13 protein-coding genes are annotated in these 15,701 nt (G+C 48.7%); 11 read left to right on the top strand and 2 right to left on the bottom strand.

Annotated elements, in window-relative coordinates; all coding sequences use genetic code 11:
• Positions 1-4 precede the first annotated feature (4 nt).
• From HMPREF9469_RS28155 to rsmI, 7 genes are all read left to right on the top strand, one after another.
• Positions 5-1,141: a mandelate racemase/muconate lactonizing enzyme family protein gene (locus tag HMPREF9469_RS28155; RefSeq protein ID WP_007870552.1), complete on the top strand. Its 1,137-nt coding sequence runs from the start codon at positions 5-7 to the stop codon at positions 1,139-1,141.
• 51 nt (positions 1,142-1,192) lie between these two features.
• Complete coding sequence (locus HMPREF9469_RS30890; protein WP_007870549.1) at positions 1,193-4,204, top strand: glycosyl hydrolase; 3,012 nt, start codon at positions 1,193-1,195, stop codon at positions 4,202-4,204.
• Between the two features lie 26 nt (positions 4,205-4,230).
• Positions 4,231-6,150 carry a sigma-54-dependent Fis family transcriptional regulator gene (locus HMPREF9469_RS28145; protein ID WP_007870548.1) on the top strand — a complete coding sequence of 640 codons (1,920 nt, stop codon included), beginning with the start codon at positions 4,231-4,233 and terminating at the stop codon, positions 6,148-6,150.
• A gap of 80 nt (positions 6,151-6,230) precedes the next feature.
• Positions 6,231-7,220, top strand: a complete 990-nt coding sequence (gene holB / locus HMPREF9469_RS28140; RefSeq protein WP_007870546.1) for a DNA polymerase III subunit delta' — start codon at positions 6,231-6,233, stop codon at positions 7,218-7,220.
• Between the two features lie 154 nt (positions 7,221-7,374).
• Positions 7,375-8,304, top strand: coding sequence for a PSP1 domain-containing protein (locus HMPREF9469_RS28135; RefSeq protein WP_007870544.1), 930 nt, complete (start codon positions 7,375-7,377; stop codon positions 8,302-8,304).
• A gap of 54 nt (positions 8,305-8,358) precedes the next feature.
• Entirely contained in the window at positions 8,359-9,087 is a 729-nt protein-coding gene (locus HMPREF9469_RS28130; RefSeq protein WP_048931083.1) for a tRNA1(Val) (adenine(37)-N6)-methyltransferase, read from the top strand.
• Between the two features lie 42 nt (positions 9,088-9,129).
• Positions 9,130-9,975, top strand: a complete 846-nt coding sequence (gene rsmI, locus HMPREF9469_RS28125; RefSeq protein WP_007870541.1) for a 16S rRNA (cytidine(1402)-2'-O)-methyltransferase — start codon at positions 9,130-9,132, stop codon at positions 9,973-9,975.
• Positions 9,976-10,032: 57 nt separating this feature from the next.
• Here the strand turns inward: rsmI and HMPREF9469_RS28120 are convergent, their stop codons facing one another.
• On the bottom strand, positions 10,033-11,211 hold the full coding sequence (locus HMPREF9469_RS28120) for a sugar diacid recognition domain-containing protein (protein WP_007870539.1): 1,179 nt from the start codon (positions 11,209-11,211) through the stop codon (positions 10,033-10,035).
• A gap of 245 nt (positions 11,212-11,456) precedes the next feature.
• Between HMPREF9469_RS28120 and HMPREF9469_RS28115 the strand changes: the two genes are divergently transcribed.
• The 4 genes from HMPREF9469_RS28115 to HMPREF9469_RS28100 are packed head-to-tail and all read left to right on the top strand — an operon-like array spanning position 11,457 to position 15,263.
• Positions 11,457-12,344, top strand: a complete 888-nt coding sequence (locus HMPREF9469_RS28115; protein WP_007870537.1) for an alpha/beta hydrolase — start codon at positions 11,457-11,459, stop codon at positions 12,342-12,344.
• Between the two features lie 18 nt (positions 12,345-12,362).
• Positions 12,363-13,457 carry a sialic acid TRAP transporter substrate-binding protein SiaP gene (locus HMPREF9469_RS28110; RefSeq protein WP_007870527.1) on the top strand — a complete coding sequence of 365 codons (1,095 nt, stop codon included), beginning with the start codon at positions 12,363-12,365 and terminating at the stop codon, positions 13,455-13,457.
• A gap of 34 nt (positions 13,458-13,491) precedes the next feature.
• Entirely contained in the window at positions 13,492-13,989 is a 498-nt protein-coding gene (locus HMPREF9469_RS28105) for a TRAP transporter small permease (RefSeq protein WP_007870524.1), read from the top strand.
• Positions 13,989-15,263 (top strand): TRAP transporter large permease, encoded by a 1,275-nt coding sequence (locus HMPREF9469_RS28100; protein WP_007870521.1) that lies wholly within the window; start codon positions 13,989-13,991, stop codon positions 15,261-15,263. The genes HMPREF9469_RS28105 and HMPREF9469_RS28100 overlap by 1 nt, the downstream gene beginning before the upstream one ends.
• Positions 15,264-15,366: 103 nt before the next feature.
• Here the strand turns inward: HMPREF9469_RS28100 and HMPREF9469_RS28095 are convergent, their stop codons facing one another.
• Positions 15,367-15,630 carry an AbrB/MazE/SpoVT family DNA-binding domain-containing protein gene (locus HMPREF9469_RS28095; protein ID WP_007870516.1) on the bottom strand — a complete coding sequence of 88 codons (264 nt, stop codon included), beginning with the start codon at positions 15,628-15,630 and terminating at the stop codon, positions 15,367-15,369.
• Between the last annotated feature and the right edge of the window lie 71 nt (positions 15,631-15,701).

Genomic DNA, 15,701 nt, shown 5'->3' with positions numbered 1-15,701 from the left:
GGATATGTTTGATAAGGGATTAGATGTAATGCTGAAATTCGATGGGGCGGCGGTGTATACCTTTGTTCCCAAGGAACTTCCGGTGGATTTCTGGGATTCCACGGGAGGGCCTTTTCACTACTGGAATATGACACATCTTGTGGAACTGTATGAAGCCGGCGGGATCACGGGAACCATGATCTGTACTGAGCGTATGGAGAAGGTAATACTGCCCCATATCCTGACCGGAGAGACAAAGACGGCAGGACAGTGGCTTGACCGGGTGTACTGGCAGAACCGGAACAATGGATTTAACGCAGAGAGCGCTTACGAATACGGAAGATTTGAATTTCTGATCTATGATATATTGGCCAAAATGGATGGAAAGCCCCTGCATCGTTATCTGGGGGCGGAAAAGGACAGCCTGGCGGCCTATGGGAGCGGCTGCGGTACTAACCTGACAGATTGTCAGATGGTACAGGAACTGGAGGATTTCCTAAAGGCCGGATACAAGACAGTGAAGATGAAAATTGCCTCAAATTTCGGCGCGGATCTGGACAATGATATCCGGCGCATTGCCCTGGCCAGAAAGACCATAGGGGACAGCATTGGACTGGCAATTGATGGAAACCAGTATTTTAAGCCGGAGACAGCCCTGGAATTTATAAAGAGGGCCAATGAGTATAACATTGAGTGGTATGAGGAACCGGTCCATTGCTGTGATTTTGAAGGCCTGTCCTGGTTGACAAAGCGTTCCCCTGTGGATATCGCCATGGGAGAGTCCATGAGAAACCACTATATGTTCCGGGAGTACTTAAACAGAGGAGTGAAGCATTTTCAGCCATGTCCTTCTAATATGGCGGGGATCAGGGAGTGGATGGCTATCAGGGATATGGCCCGGGAAAACAAAATTAAGCTGACTTCCGGCGGCCTTCCGTATATGGCATCCCCGTTGATCGCTACGGCGGATGATGAGGCCAGGCAGGAGTATCTGGCGCCCATTGAAAGCCTTCAGAGGGAGTATCTGTCGGTGAAGTGGGAGATTAAGAATGGAAGATTCTATCTGCCGGACATTCCCGGGGTTCCTTTTGTGGTAGACCTGACATCCATGAGAAGGCATTGCCTGATTGCGAAAAAGGAGTATTTTTATCCCGGGAAATAGTCCTGGTATTACATAGACAGCGGCGGCCGGTGTTGGAATTTGGGAGAAGATATGGGACTTGAGACAGGATATGAGGATCTTAGATTAGGAATCCAGCCCTTCTGGTTTTGGAACGGAGGGATGGAAACGGAGGAGATCCTGCGGCAAATTGAAGAGATGCATAAGCAGGAGATCCAGGGCTTTATCATCCATCCCCGCCAGGGGATGGATGTTCCGTATTTATCGGAACTTTTTATGGAAAAGGTGGAAATTGCCGTCCAGGCGGCCGGGGAGAGGGGAATGGAGGTATGGCTCTATGACGAGTATCCTTATCCCAGCGGCGTGACAGCGGGCCAGGTGCTTTTAGACCATCCGGAGTACCAGTGTAAGAAGCTGGAGATGAGGTCGTGTACGGCAGAGGGCAAAGAGCGTGTTGTCCTTGACCTGCCCTGGGGCCAGGTGCTGTCGGCCATGGCCTATCCTTCTAAGGAAGGGAAAATTGAATGGAAAAAGGGGATCGGGCTTTTGGAATATACGGGAATCTCCTACAGCCAGGAGATCTTCCAGTTCAGCGGCCTGACAGATTATAACAGGAAGCGGTATTTTACAGGGGGACAAAAGAAACAGCTTCAGTGGGAGGCGCCGGAGGGAAGCTGGCAGATTTATGTGTTCACAGAGGTGGTAATGACAGGATTTAAGTATTTTGGAACGTATGTGGATACCCTGAATCCCAACGCTGTGCGCGCTTACCTGGATACTACCCATGAGCGGTATGCCAAGAGGCTTGGGAGGTATTTTAAAACGGTGATCAAGGGGATCTTTACCGATGAGATCACGGCTTTTCCTCCGGACAGGCCCTGGTCAACTCTGCTGCCTGACCTTATAATAAAGCGGACAGGCATAGAGATCCTTTCGTACCTTCCGGTGCTTTTTGGGATTTCCATGGGGGACATGACGGACCGGGTCCTGTATGCATATTGGGATACCTGCACAGAGGCTTTTACAGAGAGCTATGACAGGCAGGTATCCCGCTGGTGTGAGGACCATGGACTGCTGTTCATAGGAGAAAAGCCTATTATGAGAAGCAGCTCTCTCCGCTATATGCACTGCCCGGGCGTGGATGCCGGGCATCAGAAAGCGGGGGTGCATCCTCTGATCGCTCCTGGCAAATACAGGGCCAACGCCAAATTCGCTGCATCAGCAAGACATTTTTATGGAGGCAGGGCGGCTCTGTGCGAGGCTTTTCACAGTATTGGCTGGGGAATGACATTACAGGATATGAAGTGGACATTTGACTGGCTGGCCGTTCAGGGAATCCAATGGTTTGTGATCCACGCCTTTTACTATACATCCAACGGCCTGAAAAAATATGATGCCCCTCCCTCCGCTTTTTATCAGATGCCCTGGTGGAAGGATATGAAGGAGTTGAGTGCGTATGCCGGCTACATTACAGAACCAAACCGCACGCTCCGCCGCATCGTTCCCCTGCTCCTTGTGGATCCGGTCACCTCCTTGTGGACGGCAGGGAAGGGGCAGGATGAAAAGAAGAAGCAGTTTGGCCGGCTTCAGGAACTGTTTTTAAAATACAGGCTGGACTACTATGTGATCGATCCGGGGCTTCTTGCAGCGGGAGAGGTCTGCCGGGATGAGGAGGGGGTGGGGATCCGCATCAATGGGGAGCGGTTTTCAGCAGTGGTGCTCCCCTATCTGGATAATCTGGAGGATGCATGTTTCCGGAAGGTGGAAGAGTTCACTGAGGCAGGTGGGATTACAGCGGCAGTGGGAAGCCTGCCGGAGAAACAGATCCAGACACTGGATCCCGGACCGTGGATGAAGAAGTGGCTGGAAATGGGCAGAGGCAATGGTTTTTATGTGAGAGAGGGGGAGACACTGTGCCGCTGCCTTAAGGAACGCCTGGGTGGATACAAGCTTGAGGCAGCCGATGGCCGGGGAATGGAGGACGTGTTCTCCGCGGAATACGGCAGAGCGGATGGAAGAAGGGTCTATCTTCTGGTAAATGCAGGCCCGGCGGAGCGGTGGATTAGTGGTAATATAGTGGATGGATCCCTGCGCCTAGCACCCTTTGGATCAGGTATCTTTACCGCGGATGGAAATGGAATGATCCGGGGAGGGATGGGAACAGAGGAGCGGACCGTGGAGCTTTCCCTGGACGGGGAATGGCGCCTGGCATTAAAAAGGCCCAATGTACTGCGCCTTGGAAGATGGTCTCTGCGGGCGGAAGGCACCGGACAGAAGGCACCGGACGTGGAGCCCATGCCGGTGGTGGATCAGTTGGAAAAAGGAAAGATGCTGATTCCGGTTGCGCTGAAACGGCAGTTCGGCTGTCCAAAAGAGCTGGAACTTTCAGAGGATGACTATGAGTACCAAACATCATTTTCAGTAGATGATCCCTCCGTGCTGACAGAGCCGGTCTATTTGGCCATGGAGCCGGAGGCTGTCAGGGGTTCCTTTCGGATATGGCTGAATGACCGGCCTTTGGATGAGATGTTTGAGACAAAGGAGCTGTGGCTTCCTGATAATCTGGCGGTGGAGTGCGGCAAACGGCTGCAGATGGGGGAAAACAAACTGCGGCTTGTGGTCCGTTGCAAGGAAAACTTTGACGGGCTGCGCTGTCCGCTGTACCTGGCCGGTGCATTTTCCGTAAGGATCAAAGGTCTTGGCTGGGGGATCGGGGCACTTAAGAAGTCCGTGCCATTAAAGGATCCGGAGGCCGGGGGGATCCCCTTTTACGGTGGAGTGGCTGAATATGAAAAGGATATCATAATGGAAGGGGCTGCTGCGGGGGAACCGTTCACTCTTGCCATAAGGGATTCCTGGCTTCAGGACAGCGTGGAACTGTGGGTAAATGGCGTATGCCTGGGAACGCGGGCCTGGTCGGAGTATGGCTGGAGGATTCCGGGAACACTTTCCACGGACGGACCGGTTGCAGTCAGGCTGGTGATAGCCGGTACACTGCTGGGCCTGAACGAGGGGCAGCGCTTTTGCCCAAAGAGCCATCGATACGTGAATTACCAAGGGGAAGAGGAGGAGATCCAGGCTTATGAGGCGGTAATCTATAAATAGGGGCGATAACAGAAAGTAGGGATAGGATGGCAGGAATTGCATTTTTTGCACCGGATCAGGGCGTATATGATATGGCAAAGGAGGTTCTGGCAGAAAACCCGGGAAACATTTCCCTTCTAAAGAAGATTGAAGGAGGACCAGATGCGGTGGCGGAGGCGAGAAAGGCGGTGTCGGATGGTATCACCATCATTATTGCCAGGGGCCGCCAAGCCAGGCTGATCGAGCAGTATACCAATATCACGGTGATCCATATTGTCCTGACAGCCCAGGAGATGGGACTTTTAGTCATGGATCTGAAGGAGAAGATAGGAAAAGAACATCCACGCATCGGGCTGGTGGGGGATCCCAATATGTTCTGCGATACCACATGCTTTGATCAGCTGTTCGGAGTACAGCTGTTCCGATATTATCTGGATGAGGGGTACAATTTCCAAAAGGTGCTGACAGATGGGATCTTTGAGGAACTGGACGGGATCATAGGCGGAGCGGATGTGCTGGCTTATACAAAGAATTTCCGCAATGATAACATTGCGTCGGGATATTTTTACTCCACAATGGAATCAGTGAGGAATGCAATTATCCAGGCGGAGGCTTTGTACCAGGCCATTCAGAAGGAGAAGAGCAACAGTGTTCGGTTTGCCGCCGCCATGGAGGGGGCGGTAAACGGTATGCTGCAGGTTGATAAAAAGGGCGCTATCACTGTAATGAACCATGCCATGGAGCTGATGCTGCGCCAGTCCATCACTGATGTAAAGGGAAAAGCCGTCACGGCTGTCCTGGGTGATATGGATAAGAAAGAGGTGGAAAAGGTCCTGGGAAGCACGAAGGAAACTTACTGCTCCATTGCCTGTATCGGCCGGGAACGGGTGATGATCATGATGACGCCCATTGTCATTGCGGATCAGGCGGACGGGGCGATCATTTCCTGTAATAAGATTAAACGCCCGGTCAGTGCTGATGAGACAAAGCGGATGAAGGACCAGTACCTGTGCGGATATATTGCCAAACATTCTTTTTCAGATATTGAGTATCTCAGCCAGGGAATGCCAAAAACCGTCCAGCTGGCAAAATGTTATGCCATATCCGACAGCCCTGTGATCATCTGGGGAAACCCTGGGGATGAGAGGGAAGAGATGGCCCAGGCGATCCACAACCACAGCCTGCGAAAGTCAGGCGCCTATATCTCTGTAAATATTGCGGGGCTTTCCGATGAGGCCCAGATCGACCTGCTGTTTGGGAAGCGTTTTCTGAACCCGGATTCCAGGGAACAGACCAAAGGAGCGCTTTTGGCTGCGGAGAACGGTACCCTGTGCATCAATGCGCTGGATAAAATGGGGACCAGAACCCAGTACTTCCTTAATAATATTATCCAGAACAATACCCTTCTCTACAATGATCTGGACCGGATCCAGAATGTAAATACCCGTCTGATTGGCACCACCACCAAGGATATGAGGAAACTCCTGGAAATGGGGCTGTTCAGGGATGATCTGTATTATGCGTTCTGTTCCATGGCGCTGCGGATTCCGCCTCTGAGGGAGAGAAAGCAGGATATTGAACGGCTTGTTACGATTTACATCTCCCATTATGTGGAAAAATATTCCACCTTCCATGTACTCACGGACAATGCCAAGAGGATCCTCATTGAGTATTCATGGAAAGGAAATCTGGTGCAGCTGAAGCATTTCTGCGAGAGATGCGTTCTGACCTCAGGGAGGCGGATCATGACGGACAGGTATGTTATGGAGCTTCTGGAGGAGTTATACGGGAGGGAGGAACAGGTTCCCGGATTGGAAGCCGGAAACAGGAACATGGAGGAGGCGGACCGGGAACTCCTGTACCTGACATTACAAAAATATAACGGCAACAAGACATTGACTGCCAAGGCTCTGGATATCAGTACCACCACATTGTGGAGAAGGCTGAAAAAATATGGGATCGATTAGGAAAAACTTAAGGGTATACATTAAAAATATCTTATGTTATACTAATTTAGTATATTTTTGCGCCAAGGGGGACCATCAGAATGCTGGGTTTTAACGATATATTAGGTCATGAACAGATAAAGGATCATTTCCGGAACGCGGTTCAGACAGGGAAGGTTTCCCATGCTTATATATTAAGCGGAGAGGCCGGCATGGGGAGGAAATCCCTGGCCAATGCGTTTGCGCTGAACCTGCTGTGTGAGAAGGGGCTGCCGGATCCATGTATGCAGTGCCACGCATGTAAGCAGGTGCTGGCGGGAAGCCATCCGGACCTGATCTATGTGACCCATGAAAAGCCGGCCAGTATTGGCGTGGATGATATCAGGGAACAGATCAATGACACTATTCTGGTAAGACCCTACAGCAGTTACTATAAAATTTATATTGTGGATGAAGCGGAAAAGATGACGGTCCAGGCCCAGAACGCCCTTTTAAAGACCATTGAGGAGCCGCCCTCCTATGCGGTGATCCTGCTTCTGACCACGAATCCGGACGCATTTCTTCCAACCATCCTTTCACGGTGTGTGCAGCTGAAGCTGAAGCCCCTTAAGGATGTGGTGGTAAAGGAATATCTGATCCAGTCCCTTGGGGTGGAGGAGAGCCAGGCTGAGATCTACGCTGCTTTTGCCAGGGGAAACCTGGGCAAGGCCATTCATCTGGCGGAGTCAGAGGATTTTAAACGGATGTATGATGAGATCCTTCATATGCTGAAGCACTTGAAGGAGGCGGATATATCGGAGCTTTTAGATTATATCCATAAGCTTCGGGAGGAGAACCTGGATATCTACAGCTGTCTGGATTTCATGCAGATGTGGTACCGGGATGTTCTCATGTATAAGACCACAAAGGATATTAATCTGCTGATATTCAAGGATGAGTTTTCAACCATTAAGTCCATGAGCACGGTCAGCGGATATGAGGGACTGGAGCGCATACTGGAAGCCATTGACAAGGCCAGGATACGCCTGGATGCCAATGTTAACACAGAGCTTGTGATGGAGCTGATGCTTTTGACCATGAAGGAGAACTAGTATTAGGACAGACAGTATTAGGACAGACGATATTAGGACAGATGATATTAGGACAGACGGTTTTTAGGATAGATGCGGATTGAGATGGATAGATGGCCTGGGAGCGCGACCTGAGCGGGTCGGCAAAGGGCCGGCAAGAGAAGGAGAACACGGAATGATAACAGTGATCGGAGTGCGTTTTCGCACAGCGGGAAAGATTTATTATTTTGACCCGGCAGGCCGGGAAGTTAAGACTGGGGACCACGTGATCGTGGAGACTGCCAGGGGAATTGAATATGGATATGTGGTACTGGGCAACCGTGAGGTGGATGAGTCCAAGGTGGTACCGCCGTTAAAGCCTGTGATCCGTATGGCGACCGCAGAGGATGAGGCTGCGGAGAGCAGGAATAAGACAAAGGAAAAAGAAGCGTTCAGGATCTGCCAGGAGAAGATCAAGAAGCATAACCTGGAGATGAAGCTGATCGATGCTGAATATACATTTGACAATAATAAGGTGCTGTTTTATTTTACGGCTGACGGAAGGATCGACTTCAGGGAACTGGTAAAGGACCTGGCCAGTGTGTTTAAGACCAGGATCGAGCTGCGCCAGGTGGGCGTAAGGGATGAGACAAAGATCATGGGTGGGATCGGCATCTGCGGCAGGGCCCTGTGCTGCCATTCCTATCTGTCCGAGTTCATACCTGTGTCCATTAAGATGGCAAAGGAGCAGAACCTGTCCCTGAACCCCACCAAGATATCCGGCGTGTGCGGAAGGCTGATGTGCTGCCTTAAGAATGAGGAGGAGACATATGAAGTCTTAAACAGCAGGCTGCCCAACCAGGGTGATTATGTGACCACCAATGACGGTTTAAAAGGTGAGGTCCAGAGCGTCAATGTGCTGCGCCAGCAGGTAAAGGTGATCGTCACCGTTGACAAGGATGAAAAAGAGATCCGAGAGTATAAGGTAGACCAGCTGAAGTTCAAGCCCAGAAAGAAAAAGGGCAAAGGCGGGGAGAAGCAGGCGGCCGATGGGCCGGACGCGGAGCTGAAGCAGCTGGAAGCCCTTGAGAAAAGGGAAGGTAAGTCAAAGCTGGATAATAATTAAGGCTGCCGGGAGGATGATCGAGTGGAACATACATGGACCCAGGCAGGCCCGGTGATGCTTCGGGATGATGAGCGCATCGATGACCTGCAGAGGAATCATTATGGTATTATCCAGAGAAAAGGCGCTTTTTGTTTTGGTATGGATGCAGTGCTTTTATCAGGATTTGCAGTGGTAAAAAAGGGGGAGCGGGTGCTGGACCTGGGAACAGGGACAGGCATCATCCCCATCCTTTTAACTGCAAAGACAGAGGGAGAGCATTTTACAGGGCTGGAGATTCAGGAAGAATCTGCGGATATGGCCAGGCGCAGCGTTCGATACAACCATCTGGAGGATAAGGTGGAGATTGTCACGGGAGACATTGTGGAGGCCGGCGGTCTATTTGCCCTGGCCTCTTTTGATGTGGTCACATCCAACCCGCCCTATATGAATGATGCCCATGGGCTTAAGAATCCCGGGGATGCCAAGGCCATTGCGCGGCATGAGGTCAAGTGCACCCTGGATGACGTGGTGCGGGAGGGGACCAGGCTTTTGAAGCCGGGAGGACGGTTCTATATGGTCCACAGGCCCAGGCGCCTGATCGAGATCATCCAGACCATGAAGCAGCATGGGCTGGAGCCAAAGCGGATGAAGATGGTCCACCCGTATGTGGACCGGGAGGCCAATATGGTGCTCATTGAGGCGGTGAGGGGCGGCGGAGCTCTTTTAAAGGTGGAGCCGCCGGTGATCGTGTTTGACCGGGAGGGGGAGTACTCCCGGGAGATACGCACCACTTATGGATATTGAGGCCGGACATTATAACACTATAGTAATAGAAGGGAGCGGCTTATGGCAGGCAAGTTATATCTGTGTGCAACGCCCATCGGCAACCTGGAGGACATTACCTTCAGGGTACTCAGAACATTAAAGGAAGTGGATCTGATCGCGGCAGAGGATACCCGCCACAGCATCAAGCTTCTGAACCATTTTGAGATTAGGACACCTATGACCAGTTATCATGAGTATAACAAGGTGGATAAAGCCAGGTATCTGGTGGAACAGCTGCAGTCAGGGGTGAACATTGCACTGATCACCGATGCAGGAACCCCCGGCATATCGGATCCCGGGGAGGAGCTGGTGCGCCAGTGCTATGAGGCGGGGGTTGAGGTCACATCCCTTCCAGGGCCTGCGGCCTGTGTCACGGCCCTTACCATGTCGGGTCTGTCCACAAGGCGGTTTTGTTTTGAGGCATTCCTGCCCGCTGAGAAGAGTGATAAGAAGGAACGGCTCAGGATTCTTAAGGAGCTAAAGGATGAGACCCGGACCATCATTATATATGAAGCGCCCCATCATCTGGTGAAAACACTGGATGACCTATACGGGACGTTGGGGAACAGGAGGATAACCATTCTCAGGGAGCTGACCAAGAAATTTGAGACTGCCTTCAGAACTACCTTTGAGGAGGCCCTGTCAGTCTACGGACAGGAGGAGCCAAAGGGGGAATGTGTGATCGTAATAGAAGGAAAATCCCCTCAGGAGCTTAAGCAGGAACGGATCAGGACTTGGGAGGAAATGTCCATAGAGGAACATATGGACCATTATATATCCATGGGACAGGATAAGAAGGAGGCCATGAAGTCAGTGGCCGGGGACCGGGGGATCAGTAAGAGGGATGTGTACCAGCAGCTTTTGTAGGGCTTATGTTTAATTGCCGGGTTTAGGACCCGGCAATTTGTATTATGGAAAGAAAATTTATTGTGTCAAGGAATGGGTATAAAAGTGGTACAATTGCTGGGTAAATTCTCGCCCAACGTTATCATTGACAGGATCCACCCCGAATAGCTGCTTATACCGGTTGATCCAGTTAATCAGCGTATTGCGATGCAGGTATAAATCCTTAGCGCTTTGGGAAATGTTCATATTATTATGGAGCAATGAGCCCATGTTTCGGGAGAAGGAATCCCATTCCCTGTTCAGCAGGACTTCAGAAAACACATTAAAAATCATAGAGGTTTCTTCCATATTAATTTGACTCTGTATATATTCAAATACGTAATCATAAAAATAGTAAGTCATTGTTTCATGTTCATAGGTTACATCTGCACAATTATTACACACCCATAGCGTATGCCGGAAAGCCCTGTGGTAATTCAGCAGTTTATTTTGCAGGGAACCAATGGTACAGATAAAGGGCTGCCCATTGTTGATGCTTAATTGCTGGGCATTTTTGATATAGGTATCCACAGACTCCCGGTACTGGGAGACCGCCAGGGATGGATCCTGGGACAATGCCCGGAAGACTACGGCGTTTTGCCCGCGGGTGATGCATATGATATCCTGACTTGTATGGGAGGGATTCTTTTTGAATTCCGTAATCAATTTATCTTCACTTAACTCATTATATCTGAGAATGAAAAGTATAGGGATGCGGACCAGCGTAGTGTCAATGTTGAATTTTTCTGTGATATGGTGCACCTCGGAAGGAAATGGATCTTCCTCGCAGTACAGAAGGATTTTAGTGAAAATATTTCTCTGATCCAATTTTCCCCAGTAGGACTCTTTATAGAACTCCATTTCAAAAAAAGATTTTGCAGTCAGCAGGCACATGGATTTAAGAGAGAATGCCTGTTGGAGGTTTCCTTCCAGTCCCAGCGCCCCCAGAAGGTTTTGTCCGTGATGCAGAGGAATGTAGATCCCCTCCCGAGCATTGGAGAATTCAGGAGAATCATTACAGGAAACGAGAACGGTCTGGTTTTTATCAATGGCCCGAAATGCGGGTTCACAGAACTTTTTAATGGAATCCTCGCAGGAACTGGCAATGATCATTCCGCGTTGGTTGGTTATATTCAGGTTGATTCCATGCTCTGCCAGAGCCCCCTGAAGATATTGAACAAATTTCTGGGATACATGGGCCATTTCGTAAGCGTTCAAGCTGTAACCTCCAAATGTTTAAAGCCATTTTGAACATATAGTAACATGTATAAAATAAACTTTCAAGCTGTAGGGGGGACACCAGGGGATGCTTGAAACTATGCAGAGTGCACATTATTAGATGGAAAAAGAAAACAGTGTGTATATTGTCTAAAAATGGTGAATTAAATATAATTAATTTATACAAATTCATTGGCTGGCCGGCCCTGAAGTTATATAAGTTCAATATGCAAGGAGACAACAATATGGTTTTAATCGAGAGTGAAGAAACAGCATCTGTTTTGGAGACTCCGGAGCTGCATCGAAAATTTTTAAATGTCAGATATGCAGAGTGCACAGAAGATGAGGTAATGGACATTTATTTGCCGGAACAGGGGAAAGGCCCGTTTCCTGTAATTGTGGACATTCATGGAGGAGGGTGGTATTACGGAGCAAAAAGTTCACTGAAGATCAAGCCGGTGCTCCAGGGGCTTAAGAGGGGATATGCAGTGGTGTCACTACAGTATACCTGGAGTGTCCATGGGCGGTTTCCCATACAGATATATGATATCAAAGCAGCGATCCGTTATATCAGGGCCAATGCTTCTCTCTATCACATGAATCCGGAAAAAATCGGCTTGTGGGGATTATCTGCGGGAGCGCATCTGGCTTCGCTGGCAGGTACAGGTGCCACGGTGCCCCAGCTGGAAGACCTTAATATGGGAAATCCACAGGAGAGCTCCGCTGTCCAGTGTGTAGTAGCCCTGTATCCAATCATCGACATTTTAAAGCTGGAACATCAGCATAGGCAGTATGGAATGGATCCTAATGAGGCATGTACGAATGATGAGTCTATGGGCGGCATGCTGCTGGGGAAGGCTCCCTGTAAGGTTCCGCATTTGTGTGAACTGGCCAATCCAGAGAATTATATCACAAAAGACTGTCCGCCTTTTTTTATCCAGCACGGATTGGCGGACACCGTAGTTCCCTTTCAGCAGAGTATATTATTTGCCGATAAATTGGAACGTATGATCGGACCGGATAAGGTTACATTGGAGCTGTTTTCGCAGGTGGACCATGCGGAGGAATTTTTTAGGACTCCAGAAAATACAGATAAAATTTATGCATTTTTTGATCAATATTTAAAGTCATAAGGAAAGGAAAATATAAATATGAAAAAATCAAAGTTTTTTTGCTCAATAGCCATATCGCTTATAGTATCAGCAGCTATGGTAACCGGGTGTGCCTCCTCTACAAATAAGGCGGAGACCTCTGGTGCAGGTTCTGAACCAGCCAAGATGACGGAACCAGCCAAGGTGACAGAGGCGGATGGAAAAACAGCCGAATCTGAGCAGAAAGAAGTCACGCTTCAGTACAGTACAACGTCCACACCGGGAACTGTTTATGTACAGGCATTTCAGAAGATGGCTGACGAGGTGGAGGAAAAGACTGGAGGAAAAGTCCATGTTGTTGTGTATGATTCCAGCCAGTTGGGAAATGAAAGCGATGTGGATACTAATGTCCTGGATGGGAGTATTGATATGTGTAACACTGGTTCCGGAGAATTGGGAAAACGTTATCCGGCATTTAACGTATTTCAGGCCCCCTATCTGTTTGGGAGCTATGAGCATTTTGAGAAATTTATAGGAAGTGATGTGGAGGCGGATTTATTCAAACAGGCGAGCGAACATCTGGGGGCGATTGTGTGTGGAACTCAAACAATGGGGGCCAGGTATGTTATTACAACAGGATTAAAAGCAGCCACACCGGCAGAATTTGCAGGGGCTAAGATACGATGCCCGGATATGCCTTCTATCATTGCCACGGTTAATGGGTTGGGGGCGGCGGCAACACCAATGGCAGCCACAGAGCAGTATCTTGCAATGCAACAAGGGGTAGTCGATGGCGCAGAACACACCTTATCCGGTTTCTCAGCGTGGAATATACAGGAATTATGTAAGGAATTGATGCTTACAAACCACGCCCGTGAGGTCACTTTCACCCTTGTATCACAGAGCTGTCTGGATAAACTGACGCAGGAAAACCAGCAGATTCTTTTGGATGCCATCCACCATGCGGCATCCTGGGCTAATGAGCAGACGAACCAGGAGGAGGAAAGGTTTATGAAATGCTACCAGGAGGAAAATGGAATTGAATTGGTTGAAGTAGATGACAATGCCTTCAGAGAGGCACTGGCACCAGTGGCAGAAAAGCTCAGTGCGGATGATCCAAAGTTATATTCTGAAATACAGAATCTGGCGCAGTAGAAAGAATATTTCAATTGGGTAAAGGAACATTATTATGGAAAAATTAGTTAAAAGAATCATCCGCAAAATGGAGTATGGAGAGCGTTTAGTCACATCGGTTATCTTCTGTTCCATGATGGCGGTAGTCACGGCACAGATTGTCATGCGCTACCTTTTCAACAGCCCCTTGCTGTGGAGTGAGGAATTTGCAAGATATGTTTATGTGTGGCTTGTGTTTATCGGATCAGCATATTGCGTGACCCAGGACAAGCATGTGGCAGTCACTCTGGTTACGGATCGTATGCCGTCTATGGTGCGGAAGGGAGTCAAAATTGTGTGTAATCTTCTGGTGGCAGCGGCACTCATTTATATGTTGCCCCATGCTTTCCAGTACGTAAGAAAGCAGTCAGGTCTTCTATCAGGATGTATGCAGATTCCAATGAGCTGTGTATTTGCCGCTGTTCCTGTGGGATATACACTGATCGTTATCCATATGTTGCTTCAGACAATCCTTATAGTAAAAGGAACACCGGAAAAGGAGGTGTGCGGGTAATGGCAGCAATGGCAGCGGTATTAATAGTCCTTATGGCGTTTGGAATGCCCATTGGTTTTTCGCTTTTGCTGGGGTCATTGGCGTATTTTTTATCATCGGGAGCATCTCTGAACATAATCATACAGAAAATGACCATGACAGTGGGAGATTCATTTTCCATGATGGCGGTACCCTTTTTTATGTTTGCCGGAGCGGTAATGAATCACAGCGGCATAACGGAGCAAATTTTTGGGTTTGCTGATAAACTGGTGGGACATATCCGAGGGGGAATGGGACATGCCAACATATTGGCATCGGTCATATTCGCGGGAATGTCAGGGAGCGCTATTGCAGATACAGGTGGTCTGGGTGCCATTGAATTAAAAGCCATGAAAAGTGCCGGATATGACGATGACTTTTCACTGGCCATTACCGGGGCCTCCAGTTGTATTGGACCAGTGATCCCGCCAAGTGTACCCTTTGTCATGTATGGGGTGATCGCTGGTGTATCTATTGGGTCCTTGTTTATGGCCGGAGTTGTTCCGGGATTATGTATGGCCTTTGCAATGGCTGTTGTAGTATGGTTTCAGGCTAAGAAGCGGGGGTACGAACCGCATCCCCGGGCAGGAATAAAAGAAATTGCCAACTGTTTTTCCCATTCCTTTTGGGGGCTTTTGGCCCCGGTCATATTAATAGGAGGCATTGTGTCCGGGGTATGTACACCGACAGAGGCGGCGGTGGTGGCAGCGGTTTATTCACTAATCGTTTCATTTGCCACACACAACATCAAAGTATCAGATATCCCGTCCATAATAGATGAAACAGTAAAGACAACGGCAATGGTTATGCTGATCGCATCGGCAAGTTGTGTGTTTGGCTGGATCCTTACGGTAGAACAGATACCTGTACATGCGGCAGCAGCAATATCATCCATTGTACCCAACAAAATTGCAGCAATCTTATTGGTTAATCTGCTGTTCCTTATAGTGGGAATGTTTATGGATGGTACTGCATCAATTATTATTTTAACACCGATATTGGTACCTCTTATGAGTTCTTATGGTATGAATTTGGTCCATTTTGGAGTACTTATGACGGTTAATGTAATGATCGGATTGCTTACGCCTCCGGTTGGGATGGTGCTTTATGTATTATCTGGTGTTTCAGGGGTAAAGGTGGAATCCATATCAAAAGCAATGGTACCATATATCATAACATTGATCATTGTTGTCCTTATATTGTCCTTTGTACCTCAGTTGGTGCTTTTCCTGCCCAGTCTTATGGGGGCGATGTAAGCTAAAAATGAAACCTGTTAATAAAACACATTAATATAAGAAAGAACCCATGGCTATCCTCCCTTTTAAGGGATGCCGTGGGTTCTTTCTATGTAGATTTGTTTTACTCAGCCACATTCAGGCCGGCCAGCTTAGCCAGGGCGATAACGGACTGTTTGGAAACCTTCTTACCTTCGTATTCAAGCAGTTCATCGGTACTGCCGGTAAAGATATCGGCACATTCCGCTTTCTTGAGGATGATACAGTCGTCCTGGACCGTAATTTCCAGGCCATCCTTAACGTCCAGATCCAGACTTCTTCTTAATTCAATGGGAAGAGTGATTCTGCCAAGCTCATCCAGTTTACGAATAACACCTGTAGTCTTCATGATTTTCAACCCCCTTATATAAAGATTTATCCCCTTTTACAAATTAAACTTACCAAATTTAGTAATGAAAG

The organism is [Clostridium] citroniae WAL-17108 (assembly GCF_000233455.1).
Lineage (GTDB): Bacteria > Bacillota > Clostridia > Lachnospirales > Lachnospiraceae > Enterocloster > Enterocloster citroniae.
The sequence above is the reverse complement of the archived record's forward strand: the minus strand, read 5'-3'. Positions and strand labels throughout refer to the sequence as shown.